This window comes from Erwinia wuhanensis (genome assembly GCF_030484085.1).
GTDB classification, from domain to species: Bacteria; Pseudomonadota; Gammaproteobacteria; order Enterobacterales; family Enterobacteriaceae; genus Erwinia; species Erwinia aeris.
This window is the reverse complement of record NZ_JAUJUH010000004.1, coordinates 280,791-296,467: the sequence shown is the minus strand read 5'-3', so window position 1 is coordinate 296,467 and position 15,677 is coordinate 280,791. Positions and strand designations below refer to the sequence as shown.

13 protein-coding genes are annotated in these 15,677 nt (G+C 58.3%); all 13 read left to right on the top strand.

Annotated elements, in window-relative coordinates; translation table 11 throughout:
• Positions 1-13: 13 nt before the first annotated feature.
• A complete protein-coding gene (gene hfq / locus QZH36_RS11970; protein ID WP_246760812.1) occupies positions 14-325 on the top strand; it encodes an RNA chaperone Hfq in 312 nt (103 codons plus the stop codon).
• A 178-nt stretch (positions 326-503) separates the two neighbouring features.
• Positions 504-1,784 (top strand): ribosome rescue GTPase HflX, encoded by a 1,281-nt coding sequence (hflX, locus tag QZH36_RS11965; protein ID WP_253455889.1) that lies wholly within the window; start codon positions 504-506, stop codon positions 1,782-1,784.
• A gap of 62 nt (positions 1,785-1,846) precedes the next feature.
• On the top strand, positions 1,847-3,079 hold the full coding sequence (hflK, locus tag QZH36_RS11960; protein ID WP_125290307.1) for an FtsH protease activity modulator HflK: 1,233 nt from the start codon (positions 1,847-1,849) through the stop codon (positions 3,077-3,079).
• 2 nt (positions 3,080-3,081) lie between these two features.
• Positions 3,082-4,086 carry a protease modulator HflC gene (gene hflC / locus QZH36_RS11955; RefSeq protein ID WP_253455887.1) on the top strand — a complete coding sequence of 335 codons (1,005 nt, stop codon included), beginning with the start codon at positions 3,082-3,084 and terminating at the stop codon, positions 4,084-4,086.
• A 467-nt stretch (positions 4,087-4,553) separates the two neighbouring features.
• Positions 4,554-5,576 carry a glycosyltransferase family protein gene (locus QZH36_RS11950; protein ID WP_301730307.1) on the top strand — a complete coding sequence of 341 codons (1,023 nt, stop codon included), beginning with the start codon at positions 4,554-4,556 and terminating at the stop codon, positions 5,574-5,576.
• Positions 5,576-6,781 (top strand): glycosyltransferase family 4 protein, encoded by a 1,206-nt coding sequence (locus QZH36_RS11945; protein WP_301730306.1) that lies wholly within the window; start codon positions 5,576-5,578, stop codon positions 6,779-6,781. The genes QZH36_RS11950 and QZH36_RS11945 overlap by 1 nt, the downstream gene beginning before the upstream one ends.
• Positions 6,782-6,811: 30 nt before the next feature.
• Entirely contained in the window at positions 6,812-7,987 is a 1,176-nt protein-coding gene (locus tag QZH36_RS11940) for a glycosyltransferase family 4 protein (protein WP_301252893.1), read from the top strand.
• Positions 7,987-9,804 (top strand): ABC transporter ATP-binding protein, encoded by a 1,818-nt coding sequence (locus QZH36_RS11935; protein ID WP_301730305.1) that lies wholly within the window; start codon positions 7,987-7,989, stop codon positions 9,802-9,804. Before QZH36_RS11940 ends, QZH36_RS11935 begins: the two co-directional genes overlap by 1 nt.
• Entirely contained in the window at positions 9,791-12,067 is a 2,277-nt protein-coding gene (locus QZH36_RS11930; protein WP_301730304.1) for a phosphotransferase, read from the top strand. The genes QZH36_RS11935 and QZH36_RS11930 overlap by 14 nt, the downstream gene beginning before the upstream one ends.
• 20 nt (positions 12,068-12,087) lie before the next feature.
• Positions 12,088-13,329, top strand: a complete 1,242-nt coding sequence (locus QZH36_RS11925) for an alginate export family protein (protein WP_301730303.1) — start codon at positions 12,088-12,090, stop codon at positions 13,327-13,329.
• Between the two features lie 86 nt (positions 13,330-13,415).
• Positions 13,416-13,616: a DUF2065 domain-containing protein gene (locus QZH36_RS11920; protein ID WP_125290314.1), complete on the top strand. Its 201-nt coding sequence runs from the start codon at positions 13,416-13,418 to the stop codon at positions 13,614-13,616.
• A gap of 131 nt (positions 13,617-13,747) precedes the next feature.
• Complete coding sequence (locus tag QZH36_RS11915) at positions 13,748-15,046, top strand: adenylosuccinate synthase (RefSeq protein ID WP_253455869.1); 1,299 nt, start codon at positions 13,748-13,750, stop codon at positions 15,044-15,046.
• A gap of 186 nt (positions 15,047-15,232) precedes the next feature.
• Positions 15,233-15,676, top strand: a complete 444-nt coding sequence (gene nsrR / locus QZH36_RS11910) for a nitric oxide-sensing transcriptional repressor NsrR (RefSeq protein ID WP_253455868.1) — start codon at positions 15,233-15,235, stop codon at positions 15,674-15,676.
• The last annotated feature ends 1 nt before the right edge of the window (position 15,677 follow it).

Here is a 15,677-nt window from a genome sequence, read left to right as displayed (position 1 = left end):
AGGAAAAGATAGAATGGCTAAGGGGCAATCATTGCAAGATCCGTTCTTGAACGCACTGCGTCGCGAACGTGTTCCGGTTTCGATTTATTTGGTGAATGGTATTAAACTGCAGGGTCAGATTGAATCATTTGACCAATTTGTAATTTTACTGAAAAACACGGTTAGCCAGATGGTTTATAAACATGCCATTTCTACCGTTGTTCCGTCCCGTCCGGTCTCCCATCATAGCAACAACGCGGGTGGCGGAAGCAGCAACTATCATCACGGTGGCAGTAATCAGGGAGCATCATCGCAGCCCCAGCAGGAAAGTGACGACGCAGAGTAATCGCTCTTCTTTCAGGACGGGCCGGCTCGCCCGTCCTGGCAATGTCCCTGACTCGCGCCTCTTCTCAGGAAAAGGCGAACGGGCGTCGCTAGTTAGCGCAAATGTGCATTTTGCCTCTGATCCCAGGCAGTATGGCCATCGTAAAGCAGGTTCAACAAGGTTCTGAGAGGTTTTAAGTTTGTTTGACCGTTATGATGCCGGTGAGCAGGCCGTACTGGTACACATCTATTTCTCCCAAGACAGAGATATGGAAGATTTACAGGAGTTCGAAACTCTTGTCTCTTCCGCTGGTGTCGAAGCACTACGCGTAATTACCGGAAGCCGCAAGGCGCCACATCCAAAATATTTTGTTGGTGAAGGTAAAGCCACAGAAATAGCCGAGGCGGTTAAAGCCAGCGGCGCTTCTGTCGTGCTCTTCGATCACGCCCTTAGTCCGGCTCAGGAGCGCAACCTTGAAGCGTTGTGCCAGTGCCGCGTAATCGACCGCACCGGCCTGATCCTGGATATCTTCGCGCAGCGTGCGCGTACCCACGAAGGTAAACTTCAGGTCGAGCTGGCTCAGCTACGCCATCTCGCCACGCGTCTGGTACGCGGCTGGACCCACCTGGAACGCCAGAAAGGCGGTATCGGCCTGCGTGGCCCGGGTGAAACACAGCTGGAAACCGACCGTCGTCTGTTGCGCAACCGCATCACGCTTATCCTTTCCCGGCTTGAGAAAGTAGAGAAGCAGCGCGATCAGGGACGTCAGGCGCGCAACAAGGCCGATGTGCCTACGCTCTCGCTGGTCGGCTATACCAACGCCGGAAAATCCACCCTTTTTAACCGCATTACTTCTGCCGAGGTCTATGTCGCCAACCAGCTGTTTGCGACCCTGGATCCCACGCTGCGTCGTCTGGACGTGGCGGACGTAGGCGAAGTGGTGCTGGCGGATACCGTTGGCTTTATCCGTCACCTGCCGCACGATCTGGTCGCCGCTTTTAAAGCGACGCTGCAGGAAACACGGCAGGCCACGCTGCTGCTGCACGTTATCGACGCCGCCGATCTGCGCGTGGATGAGAATATTGAAGCTGTAGAAGAAGTGCTGGAAGAGATCGAAGCAAACGACATTCCGACGCTACAGGTGATGAATAAGATTGATGCGCTGGAAGATTTTATCCCCAGGATCGATCGCAATGATGAAAACCTGCCGGTTCGCGTCTGGGTTTCCGCGCAAACGGGCGAAGGCATTCCGCTGCTGTTTCAGGCGCTGACCGAGCGGCTGGCAGGCGAAATAGCCCAATACGATTTACGCCTGCCGCCGGAAGCGGGGCGGCTGCGCAGCCGCTTTTATCAGCTGCAGGCGATAGAAAAAGAGTGGAATGAAGATGACGGCAGCGTAGGGTTACAGATACGCATGCCCATCGTTGACTGGCGCCGCCTGTGTAAACAGGAACCGGAGCTGGTGGATTACATTGTTTGACGCCCGACTCGCGTATCCCGGCTCTGGGATAACACCGCATACACAATAAATGGAGCAGAAACATGGCGTGGAATCAGCCCGGGAATAACGGACAGGACCGCGACCCGTGGGGGAGCAGCAATAATCAAGGCGGCAACCCCGGGGGAAACAAAGGAGGGCGCGATAAAGGGCCTCCTGATTTGGATGATATTTTCCGCAAGTTAAGCAAAAAGCTTGGCGGTTTCGGCGGTGGTAAAAACGACGGCGGCCAGCAGGCGCCGGGACGCGGCGGTCGCCTGATCGGCATCGTTGCCGTTGCTGCGGTAGTGATTTGGGCAGGCAGCGGTTTCTATACCATTAAAGAGGCGGAGCGCGGCGTGGTAACACGTTTTGGCAAGTTCAGCCATCTGGTAGAGCCGGGCCTGAACTGGAAGCCGACCTTTATCGATCAGGTTCGTGCCGTCAACGTTGAGGCGGTACGCGAACTGGCTGCATCAGGAACGATGCTGACTTCGGACGAGAACGTGGTGCGCGTGGAAATGAACGTGCAGTACCGCGTGACCAACCCGGAACGCTATCTTTTTGCCGTAACCAGCGCGGACGACAGCCTGCGCCAGGCGACGGACAGCGCGCTGCGCGGCGTAATCGGCCGCTCAACGATGGATCGCATTTTGACAGAAGGTCGTACCGTCGTGCGTAGCGATACCCAGCGCGAGCTGGAAGAGACGATCCGCCCTTACGATATGGGCATTACGCTGCTGGACGTCAACTTCCAGGCCGCTCGTCCGCCGGAAGAGGTGAAAGCCGCCTTTGACGATGCCATTGCCGCGCGTGAAAACCGCGAGCAGTACGTTCGTGAAGCGGAAGCCTACGCCAACGAAGTCCAGCCGCGCGCCAACGGCCAGGCTCAGCGTATTCTGGAAGAAGCACGCGCTTATAAAACGCGTACCGTGCTGGAAGCGCAGGGTGAAGTGGCACGCTTCGCCAAGCTGCTGCCGGAATATAAAGCCGCGCCGGAGATTACCCGCGAGCGTCTCTATATTGAAACCATGGAGCGCGTACTGAGCCACACCCGTAAGGTGCTGGTTAACGATAAGGGCAACAACCTGATGGTGCTGCCGCTGGATCAGCTGATGCGCGGCCAGAGCGCCCCAGCGTCAGCGGGGCAGAACAATAACAGCCTGCTCCATCTGCCGGCAGCCTCGGGCAGCAATGAACGCGCCAGCAACGGCTCGTCGTTCAGCCCGGACAGCATTATGGATCAGCGTCGGGTTAATGCTCAGCGTAACGACACCCAGCGCGAAGGGAGAGATTAAGGATGCGTAAGCCATTAATCGTGGTATTAATTGTGGTGCTGGTGGTGCTTTACGCATCGCTGTTTGTGGTGCAGGAAGGCCAGCGCGGCATCGTTATGCGCTTTGGCAAAGTACTGCGCGACGATGAAAATAAACCGCTGGTCTATGCGCCGGGCCTGCACTTCAAGATCCCTTTCCTGGAATCCGTGAAGTCGCTGGACGCGCGCCTGCAGACGATGGATAACCAGGCCGATCGCTTCGTCACCAAAGAGAAGAAAGATCTGATCGTGGATTCCTATATCAAATGGCGCATCAGCGATTTCAGCCGCTACTATCTGGCTACCGGCGGCGGCGACGTTTCGCAGGCGGAAGTGCTGCTGAAACGTAAATTCAGCGACCGTCTGCGTTCTGAGATTGGTCGTCTGGACGTTAAAGATATCGTTACCGACTCGCGTGGACGGTTGACTACCGACGTGCGTGACGCCCTGAACACCGGCAGCGCAGGCCAGGATGACGAGATCGCCACGCCAGCGGCCGATGATGCTATCGCTTCCGCTGCGGCGCGCGTAGAGCGCGAAACCAGCAGCAAAGAGCCAGCGGTGAATCCGAACAGTATGGCGGCATTGGGCATTCAGGTCGTTGACGTGCGTATCAAGCAGATCAACCTGCCGACCGAGGTGTCTGACGCTATCTACAATCGTATGCGCGCCGAGCGTGAAGCGGTTGCTCGTAGCCAGCGTTCACAGGGTCAGGAAGAGGCAGAGAAACTGCGTGCGGGCGCTGACTATGAGGTCACGCGCACCCTGGCCGAAGCGCAGCGTACCGCGCTGATGACGCGCGGTGAAGGGGATGCCGAAGCGGCGAAACTCTTTGCCGACGCCTTCAGTCAGGATCCGGATTTTTATGCCTTTATCCGCAGCCTGCGCGCCTACGACAGCAGCTTCAACAGCAATCAGGACGTAATGGTACTGAGCCCGGACAGCGACTTCTTCCGCTTTATGCAGTCGCCTTCCAAAGCGACTCGCTAAGCATCTTCACACTCAGGCCGGGGATCCTCCCCGGCTTTTTTATTTCTCGCCGCAAGCGTAATGCATTTGTTAATTAATTATTAATTAATATTCTCGCAAAAATGTGATTATTCCGCTTTTTCCCCCTTGCCGTTGACGGCCTGCCGCGCTTTGTGTAGCCTTTTTTTACGCTTATTTTATTAAATGATTAATGGCTGCAAATATTTAACCATGATAAGCGTTTGCCGCTTTTAAATAAGCCGGGAGTTTTACGGGTGAAATAACCGGGCGGCCATCTTAAAATAGCGTTAATAACAGGATGAATGGAAATGGATCCTTCCAGAAATCCCCGCTGTGTCTTTTATTCACATGATACAATGGGATTCGGCCATATACGCCGAAATATGTTGCTCAGTCAGTCAATAACAGCAGCCTGCCCTGATGCTGAGATATTGCTTATTTCAGGCGTGCGTGCAGCCGGTGCCTTTATGCTGCCGCCCGGCGCAGACAGCCTTATCCTGCCTTCCTGGCAGAAGACCGTAGAGGGAAAGTATCGCCCCCGCGCGTTGGGCAAAAAGGTTCAGCCGCTGGTCAGGCTCCGCTCGCAAATTATTTACGCGGCTATCAACGCTTTCTCGCCGGATATTATGATTGTGGATAACGTGCCGCGCGGCGCCATGCGCGAGCTGGATCTCAGTCTGCCGCTGCTGGCCGCTAAAAAAACGCATCTGATATTAGGCCTGCGCGATATTATTGACGACCCCGAAGCGGTGAAAAAACAGTGGCATAAGCAAGAAAACAGTGCGGCGCTCAGGAAATTTTATTCATCGATTTGGGTTTACGGCGACAGGGCGCTTTACGATTTGGCTCGCGAATATCACTTTGACGCCGCGACCAAAAATAAGATGATTTTTACCGGCTATCTGGACGCGACGCGCCGCATTCAAAGCTTTGGTGATGATGAGGCTGCGCCTGTCGCCCGGCCTTATGCGCTGTGCGTCGTGGGCGGCGGGCAGGATGGCTTTCGCCTGGCGGAAAGCTTCGTCAGCACCGTATTGCCCAACGGGATGCGCGGCGTATTAGTGACCGGAACGATGATGCCCGAGCCGCAGCGGCTACGGCTAAAAAAACTGGCCGCAGGGTTTCCTGAAAAAACCGTGGTGGAATTCGTGGCGGAACCGCTAAAACTGCTGCGCTACGCCAGCCGCGTTATTGCGATGGGCGGATATAACACCCTGACGGAAATCCTGGCTTTTAATAAAACGGCGCTGATTGTGCCGCGCATCGCTCCCCGCCAGGAACAGTGGATCAGAGCGACGAAACTTGCCGCGCTGGGGTTGATTGACGCGCTGCATCCGGCTCATCTGACCCAGGAACGGCTGGGCGACTGGCTGAAGCAGCCGCGCCATTTTGTTAATCCGCGTGAAAAGCTTAATTTTGACGGTCTGGAAAAGGTAGCCGTCAGCGTCCGGCAAATACTCAACGGCAGGCGTATCGGGGAGTATGTCTGATGGCGTCTGAACCGCTGCGCGTGGGCTACGTGCTGAAACGCTACCCACGTTTCTCAGAAACATTTGTCGTCAGTGAAATCCTGGCGCATGAGCGTACGGGCCTCAGCCTGACGATTTTTGCGCTCGGGCCGGTGATGGAAACGCATTTTCAGCCCGATATCGGCACGGTGAAAGCGCCGGTTATTCGCCTGGCGAATAAGCAGCGTAACACCGAACTTTTCTGGAGCCTGGTAAAAGAGGCACTGGAGGTGCTGCCTGATTTTGCCACCCGGCTGGCAGAGGAGCGGGATCACGACGTGCACGAGCTGGCGCAGGGCATAGCGCTCGCGCTGGCCGTCAGACAGCACGCACTGCGGCATCTGCATGCGCATTTTGCCACCCAGGCCGCTACCGTGGCGCGGCTTGGTGCAAAGTTCAGCAACATAAGCTGGTCTTTTACCGCCCATGCAAAAGACATCTATTACCGCTATGACACGGATATCCGGCTGGCCCGCAAAATAGAGGACGCCAGCCATGTGATAACCGTGTCCGATTACAATCTTGCCTGGCTATGCGAGCGTTACGGCGGCGATCGGCAGAAAGTCAGCCGGCTTTATAACGGTCTGGATCTGCGCCAGTTTCCCTGGCTTTCCCCGCTCAGGCGGCAGGCCGCTATTCTGGCGGTGGGGCGGCTGGTGCCTAAAAAAGGGTTTCGGACGCTGCTTGCCGCCCTGGCGCAGCTGCAGGCCAGAGCCATTCCGTTCCACTGCACGCTGATTGGCGACGGCCCGGAACGGGCGGCGCTTGAGGCGGCTGTCGCGGCCTGCGAGCTACAGGCACAGGTGACTTTTACCGGTCTGTTACCGCGCCAGCAGGTGGCGGCAGCGATGCAGGAGAGCGCCATGGTGGTTGCGCCCTGCACCATTAGCGAGGACGGCGATCGCGACGGTCTGCCAACCATTTTGGTTGAAGCGATGGCGTTGGGTACACCGGTGATTTCCACACGCGTGGCAGGGATCCCGGAGCTGGTCATTGATGGTCAAACCGGGCTGTGCGTCGACCCTGATGATGCCATCGGGCTGGCCGATGCGATAGTGATGCTGCTGAGCGGGCAGGATATGCGTGAAAAGCTGGCAAGGCAGGCGCGCAGGATGATTGTTCGCGACTACGACATCGACCGTAACATCATGGAAATGCAAAAGATATTTACTCCACAGCAGAAATAAATTCTGCGTATGAAAAAAGGATTTTCATTTATGCGAGTTGCTTTCATCTGTGCAGATAGCGGGATCCCCGTTTTTGGCTGTAAGGGTGCATCCGTCCATATTCAGGAAGTGCTGCGCGCGCTTCTCCGACAGGGCGCGAAGATCGTGCTTTTTGCTCGTCGCATTGCCACGCCGCCCGACGATCTACAAGGGATCAAACTTGTTTCGCTCGATCCCTTCGATCCGCCAGCGGTGGACAATGCGCTGACGCGGGTTGAAACGGCGCTGGCCGTTAATTCTCAGCTGGAGCAGGCGCTCCAGGCGGAAGGCCCGTTTGATTTGGTCTATGAACGCTATTCCCTGTGGAGCTTCGCCGGACTGGCGTATGCGCACCGACAGGGCTGGCGCACGGTGCTGGAAGTCAACGCGCCGCTGATTGAGGAACAAAAACGCTACCGCGAGCTGGTGGCAGAAAAGAAGGCCGTGGCGGTGTTGAAAAAGCTGCTTGCCAGCGCGACGGTGGTTATTGCCGTTTCGCCCGGCGTAAAAAAGTGGCTGACTGACTTTACCGGTTCTGCTGAACGCATCCACATTATTGCTAACGGTGTCGATCCGTTGCGCTTTCGGCCTCCCATCGCGCCGCCACAGCCGGAAACCAGCTGGGGAGCGATAACCATCGGCTTTGTCGGCACGCTTAAGGCCTGGCACGACGTAGAAACGCTGCTGGATGCTTTTGTACTGCTCCAGCTGCAGCGTCCTGACGTCTGGCTATTGATTGTTGGCGATGGGCCACAGCGGCAGAAACTGCAAAAAACGGTGCAGGCGAGAGCGATTTCCGGCGTCGCTTTCGCCGGTGCCGTTAGCCCGGCGACGGTGCCGGACTGGCTGAACAGGATAGACATTGCCGTCGCGCCCTATCCGCAGCTGGCGGACTTCTACTTTTCGCCGCTGAAAATCTATGAGTATATGGCCGCGCAGCTGCCGGTTGTGGCAACGCGGGTCGGCCATCTTGCCGAAGTGATTGACCACGGCGTCACGGGCATGCTGGTAGAGCCGGGCGATGCCACGGCGCTTTGCGTTTTGCTTCGGCAGCTGGTGGACCAGCCTTTGCTGCGCCAGCGCCTGGGGGTAGCCGCCCGACGCTTCGTCACGGAGCATCACAGCTGGGATAAAATAGTCAGCGAGACGCTGCGGTTGGCGCAAATGCCTGTCGGGAGCGCAAGCTAATGTCTCTGCCCTGGCTGCCCATTGCTGCCCGTTTCGCTCCCTGGCTTCGCCAGCAGCGCGGCTTAATCGTGCGTTCGTTCCTTTTCCTGCTGCTGGCGACGGGCATGCGCCTGCTGGAGCCGTGGCCGCTGGCCTTTATTATCGACGAGGTGCTGGCGCAGCCTGGCGCGCCGGTTACGGGCAGGCTGAATACGCTGGTTGGCCATTTTAGCGCGGCGGGTCTGCTGTTGCTTTGCGCCGGCAGCGTCATCCTGATTGCCGCCGTCAAAGCCGGCCTGAGCTACCTGAGCACCGTCGGCCTGGCGATGGCGGGCAATCGCATCATCAGCATGCTTCGTCAGGCGCTGTTCAGTCATTTGCAAAGCCTGTCGTTAAGCTTTCATCATCAGGCGAAGAGCGGCGATCTCACCACGCGGCTGATCAACGATATCGGCATGCTGCGCGAGGCGATGATTACGGCGATGGTGCCCATGCTGGCGAATATCCTGATCCTGACCGGCATGTTCGGCATGATGCTCTATATCAACTGGAAACTGACGCTGCTGTCGCTGTTGTTGATGCCGCTGCTGCTGTTCAGCATTCGTCGCACCAGCGTGAAGGTGCATAAGGTCAGCCGCGATCAGCGCAAGCGGGAAGGGGCGCTGGCTGCCAGCGCCGCTGAATTTCTCGGTGCGATAGGCGTGGTGCAGGCGCTGTCGCTGGAGCCCGTCGCCGCCGGCCGTTTCGCGGTTGACGACGTAAAAAGCCTGCGGCAAAACGTACAGTCCCGTCGCCTGCTGGCGGGCCTGGAACGGAAAGCCGATCTGATCATCGCTTTCGCCACGGCAGCGGTCCTCTATTATGGCGCAAGCGAAGTATTGAAAAGCCAGATGTCGCCCGGCGATTTGCTGATTTTTGTCTCCTACCTTAAAAACTCATTTCGGCCTGTGCGCGAGTACGCTAAATATGCCGGACGCCTGTCCAAAGCGCTGGCCGCAGGCGAGCGCGTCACCAGCCTGATGGATGTCCGGCCGGTAATTGTCGATCGGCCGGACGCGCAGACGGTCAGCGTTCGCGGCGAAATCTGCTGCGAAGACGTCGGCTTTAGCTATTCGGCCTCGCAACAGCACGGCACGCTGCGGCATATCAGCTTTTCCCTGGGCGTCGGCGAGTCGCTGGCTATTGTCGGATCTTCCGGCACGGGGAAATCCACGCTGCTTAGCCTGCTGCTGCGGCTGTACGATCCGCAGGCGGGCCGTATTCTGCTCGACGGGCGGGATATTCGGCACTGTACGATTAAAAGCGTGCGGCAAAATATCAGCTATGTGCCTCAGGACAGCCTGTTGTTCGGCCTGAGCGTTCGGGAAAATATTGCCATGGCGGCGCTGAAAGCCGTGACGGATGAACAGGTTTACGCCGCCGCCAGGCTGGCAGGCGCGCACGAGTTTATTATGCGGCTGCCGCAGGGGTACGACACCGTGCTCAGCGAAAGGGGACACTCGCTGTCCGGCGGCCAGCGCCAGCGTATCGCGATTGCACGCGCCGCCGTCAGGCAAAGCCCGGTGCTGCTGCTGGACGAGCCGGATACGGGCCTGGACTGCGAAAGCAAGCATCGGTTGACCGGCGCGCTGACCCGGCTGATGGCTGGCCGCACTACGATTATCGTAACGCATAACCTTTCCTTTGCCGCGCGAGCCCAGCGGATCCTCGTAATGGAAGAGGGCGAAATCGTTGAGCAGGGCACGCACGAGCTGCTGTTGGAAAGGCGCGGGCGCTACGCCTGTCTGTGGGCACTACAGCAAAGCAACAACAGGGACGTATCCTATGCTACGGGATAAACATGAACCGATCGGGAAAGACGGCGACCTGCCGGGGCTGGCGGCGCTATTTGATGAAGATCTGCTGACGGCAAAAATACGTGCTTTACCGCCGTTTGCCGGGCTGCGCTCGCTTAAAATCGACTATATCCGTTATAAACCCGCCACCAGCTGCGTCGCAACGCTGATCCTCCAGTTCGCTGACGGAGAGCGGCGCTGGCTGGCCGCCAAGGCGCTGACGCTGACGCGCTTCGAGGTTTCCTGGCGGCATCCCAGACGGCAAAAGCTCATTAACAACGGCGATCCTTTTGCCCCGCTGGCTATTCCCGAGCTGGGGATCATCCTGAGCTATCCACAGCACGATCGCGCGCTTCCCGGTCTCGCTTTGCTGAATGGCTCGCGTGAGCGGGACGCGCAGCTGCGCAGCTGGCTGCCTGACATTGCCGTCGGGGCGCGTCTTGAGCTGAACATCCTGCGCTATAAGCCGGAACGCAGGCTGCTGGCGCTGCTGCGCTGCAACGGTCGGCCCTGGGCCACGCTGCGTTTTGCCAGCGATGAACGTTATCAGGCAATGCTGACAGGCAACCGGCTGGGGCACGCCACCGGCGAAATTGAACTGCTGGCGGCGCTGCCCGAGCAACGATTGCTGATCGCCCGCTGGATTGAGGGGGAAACGCTGTGCGTGGAGCAGGCCGGCAACCTGACGGAGCAGGATGTTTTCCTGCTGGGAGGCAAACTGGCCAGGCTGCACAGCCTGAAAATATCGCTGCCAGACGCGCCGCTGCCGGACGGCATCAGGGACGCATGGCAGGTGCTGAACACGCTGAAGGTTGTGGCGCCCATCCAGCAAGAAAAATTTATCTCACTGTTAACCGGATTGGCAAAAAAACTGACGGGTCGCCTGTTCCGGCGCGTGGTTATCCACGGCGATTTCACTGTCGATCAGGTGGTCAAACGCACCGTGGAGAGCCAGCTGCGGTTGATTGACTGGGACAGAGCCACAGCCGGTCATCCCGCCGTCGATCTGGCCGCTTTTCAGGCCAGGCTGGAACTGCAGGTCATTGAGAAAACGCTGACGCCAAACCAGGCCAGGCGGATTGTCGCCGCGCTACATGAGGGATATCGTCAGCAGCGCGGCCATCTGCCGCCGCTGCTGGCTGATTATACGGCGCTGGCGCTGTTGCAGCTGGCCGCTGAACCGTTTCGCAAGCGCACGGCGGGCTGGCCGCAGCATATCGCCGAACTGTTGCAGCGGGCCGAAGAGCTGATGGCGCAGCGCGAGCCGCCCGCCGATCCGTCAGCGGCGCTGTCCGGGCTGCTGAGCAAGCCGCGCATAGCGCCGCTGCTGCGTCAGGCGTTGGGATTGCCTGCCGCCGCCATGCTGGAGGAGGCTACGCTCGTTACCCACAAGCCCGGTCGTCGCGCAGTGCTGGCCTGGCGCTGGACGTCAGCGCCGGACGAACTGAGCATTATTGGCAAATACCGTTATAAAGGGTTCGAGCCGCATGGTTTTCTTGTCCAGCAGGCGCTGTGGCGCAACGGTTTTAGCGGTGACAGCGATATTATCGTGCCTGAGCCTCTGGCCGTGCTCGAAGCGCAAAATCTCTGGCTCCAGCAGCATATCGCCGGTGAGCGCGTCACCGAAGCGCTGTCGCCGGATAATAAACAGCTGGCGGCAACGGGCGAGCTGGTCGGCACGGCGCTGGCCCGGCTACAGCACAGCCGCGCCGCGCAGCGGGCCGTTGCGGGTAAGCGCTGGTCGGTAAAAGACGAGCTGGAAACGCTGCGGCAGCGGCTGAAACAAGCCGCGACGACGCGCCCTGCATGGGCCGCCAGGATAGCCGACGTCAGCCGCGCCTGTGAGCAGCTGGCGCTGGCGCTAAGCCCCACGCCCGGCCTTTTTCTCCATCGTGATTTCTATCCCGCCCAGCTGCTGCTGACGGACGCACGGCCAGGGCAGCTTGCCGTACTGGATTTCGATCTTGCCGCCCTGGGGCCGCCATCGCTGGATGCAGGCAACTATATCGCTCATCTGCGCGAGCAGGCGCTGCGGGACTACGGCGACGACAAAGCGCTGGCCGTGCATGAAGATGCTTTTCTGGCGGCCTGGCTGGCGCGATCGGCCGCAGCGGATATCGCTAATATCAGCATTTTTACCACGCTGGCGCTGGCGCGCCATATCGCCATCAGCCTGCTCTTTCCTGAACGTCACCACACAACGGCCAGTCTGCTGGCGCTTTGCGAGGCGCGGCTAAAGCACGCGGCTGCACGGAGAGGATGCTGATGATCCGGCGCGGCGTGCTTGTGCTTATAGTATTGCCGCATTTTTACCCGGTCGAGGCGCAGGCAGAGCCGGTCAGCTTTCACTGGCGGGCGATTTACGAGGCGAAAACGCTGCAGAACAGCAAGCTCAGATATGGCGAAGATCGCAGCAATCAAACAGAAACCGAGCCGACGCTGCGGCTGAACGTGCGGGGATTTAAAGACGAGCCGGTCTCTTTTTTCAGCGAGCTGGAGCTGATCCAGAAACGAAAGCGCCAGACGGGAAGCGGCGGCAATACCACCGATACGCTGAACTTCAACCAGCTCTGGCTGCGTGTTGATAACCTGCTGCTGCCGGAAACCGAACTGCGGCTGGGGCGCTGGCTGCTGCGCGACGAGCGGGAATGGCTGGTTGATGAAAACGTGGATGGCGTCCATGCGCGCTTTGGCGATGCGCTAAAAACGGCAGTAGGCGTGGGACGCGTCAATTACTGGCAGCGAAACCTGCTGGATAGCCACACGCGCGGCGATAAGACCACGCTGCTGATGCTGTTTTCTCGTTACGGGATCAACCCACAGTGGCGAGTCGGCGGCTATAGCTTCTGGCAGTATAATCGCGCCGCAGAAGGCGACAGGCAGCTCAACATGGGGCTGCGATCCTGGTCGCCTCCGCAGGCACCGGTCAGCCATTGGCTGGATATCGGCGCGGTACGCGGGCAAAAAGCGCGGCAGGCGCTGCGGGGCTATGCGCTGGACGGCGGCGTCACGCTGACCTTTAAACAGATAGCGTTACGTCCCCGGCTGACGCTGGGCTACGCCTGGGGCAGCGGCGACCGCGATGGCGATATCGTTTCCAGGCGCTATCGACAGACTGGATTACAGGGGAACGAGGCCCGGTTCGGCGGCCTGGCGAAATATAAAATCTATGGCGACACGCTCGATCCTGAACTAAGCAATATCCATATCCTCACCGCAGGCGTGGGTGTGAATATCACTGACCGTCTTTCGCTTGATGTTATCGGCCATTACTACCGTCAGGATCGCCTGGGCCAGCAGGTCAAAAACAGTACGGCGCTGCAGGCTAAATACGATCGTCTGAGTATGAAAAAGCTGGGATCGGCGCTGGATATCGTGGCGGGCTGGCGAGCGTCGCCGCATATCCGAATAGAGGCCAGCGCCGCCTGGTTTGCGCCTTCGTCCCGCTTTTATAACGGTTCAGGGCAACGCAGCGAGCACGCCAGCAGCGCCAGCTCGTGGTGGCTGAAAGCGGGAATACAGTTTTAGCGCTTTAACATGATTTCTTTCATTTTCCCGGCCAAACCGGTAAAAAGCCGTGGCATACTACGGCTCTTTTTTCCGGATCGTCATTTATGAATGCAAATGTTTGGTTAGCGCTGGCATTAGTGCTGATTTTAGAAGGGATTGGCCCGATGCTGCTGCCGCGTATCTGGCGGCGTTTGATCCTCACGATGGCGCAGGTTCCCGACCGATTACTGCGTCGTTTCGGCGGCGGGCTGGTGGTCGCGGGCCTGGTGATCTGGTATAGCGTCAGCGTCCACGGCGGCGGATAACGGTACGAAAAAGCGCCCGTCGGCACCGGACCGCGCGACGGGTAAAAAAGTACGCAAACGTGTGCTAAAAGAGCTGAAAGACGTGTTTTACGGTGGTAGAATCCATTTTTAAGCAATCGGTGATTTTAGAAATGGGTAAGAACGTCGTCGTACTGGGCACCCAATGGGGTGACGAAGGTAAAGGAAAGATTGTTGACCTGCTGACCGAACGTGCGAAATACGTGGTTCGCTATCAGGGTGGTCATAACGCGGGCCACACGCTGGTCATCAACGGTGAAAAAACCGTCCTCCATTTAATTCCCTCTGGTATTCTGCGTGAAAACGTAACCAGCATCATCGGCAACGGTGTGGTGCTTTCACCGGCCGCGCTGATGAAAGAGATGAAGGGTCTGGAAGATCGCGGCTTTCCGGTACGCGACCGCCTGTTTATCTCCGAAGCCTGTCCGCTGATCCTGGAATATCACGTCGCGCTGGACGTGGCGCGTGAAAAAGCGCGCGGCGCCAAAGCGATCGGCACCACCGGTCGCGGCATCGGCCCAGCCTATGAAGACAAAGTTGCCCGTCGCGGTCTGCGCGTTGGCGACCTTTTCAATAAAGAAACCTTTGCGGCCAAGCTGAAAGAAGTGATGGAGTACCATAACTTCCAGCTGGTGAACTACTACAAAGAAGAAGCGGTCGACTACGACAAAGTGCTGAACGATATCATGGCCATTGCCGATATCCTGACCGGCATGGTGGTGGACGTTTCCGAACTGCTGGACGGCGCGCGTAAAAACGGTGACCTGATCATGTTTGAAGGCGCGCAGGGCACGCTGCTGGACATCGATCACGGCACCTATCCGTACGTAACTTCTTCTAACACCACCGCGGGCGGCGTAGCGACAGGTTCCGGTCTGGGCCCACGCTATGTGGATTACGTGCTGGGCATCGTAAAAGCCTATTCCACCCGCGTTGGCGCAGGCCCGTTCCCGACCGAGCTGTTCGACGAAACCGGCGAATTCCTGTGCAAGCAGGGTAACGAGTTCGGCGCCACTACCGGCCGTCGTCGTCGTACCGGCTGGCTGGATGCGGTTGCCGTGCGTCGCGCGGTGCAGATCAACTCGCTGTCTGGTTTCTGCATGACCAAGCTGGACGTGCTGGATGGCCTGAAAGAAGTTAAAATCTGCGTCGCTTACCGTATGCCGGACGGCCGCGAAGTGACCACCACGCCGCTGGCAGCAGAAGGCTGGGAAGGCATTGAGCCGATTTATGAAACCCTGCCGGGCTGGAGCGAAACCACCTTTGGCGTGAAAACGCTGGAAGGCCTGCCGCAGGCGGCGCGCAACTATATCAAGCGCGTTGAAGAAGTGACCGGCGTGCCGGTAGACATCATCTCTACCGGTCCTGACCGTAGCGAGACGATGATCCTGCGTGACCCTTTTGACGCATAAGATGTTAGCCAGGCCGGACAATATCCGGCCTGATTTCCTCTCCCGCTCTCTCGTCCCGCCCTCTCTTTATCAGCGCTTACTGAAATAAAATGGCCTCGAATGCGAAGGCTGGTTTATCATCATTGACAACACACTCATTTTTGAGCGGATTGCTGGCGCGTTTAGCGCCGTGCCGTTGAGGTAACCGTGCAGCTAACAAGTTTCACTGATTATGGTTTACGCGCGCTGATTTTTCTGGCCGCGCTGCCCGCAGGCAGGATGACCAGCATCACGGAAGTCACCGGGGCTTACGGCGTCTCGCGTAATCATATGGTTAAGATTATCAATCAGCTGAGTCGGGCAGGCTATGTCGCTGCGGTACGGGGCAAAAACGGCGGCATCCGGTTGGGTAAACCGGCCAGCGAGATCGTGATAGGCCAGGTCGTCCGCGATATGGAGCCGCTCCAGCTGGTGAACTGCCACAGTGACTTTTGCCACATCACCCCGGCCTGCCGCCTGAAAACGGCGCTGCACGAGGCCGTACAGTGTTTTCTCGCCGTGCTGGACGGCTACACGCTGGCCGATTTGGTTACCGACAACCATCCGCTCTACCAATTGCTGCGAATTGAGCAACCCTCTTTCCGCAGCTGAT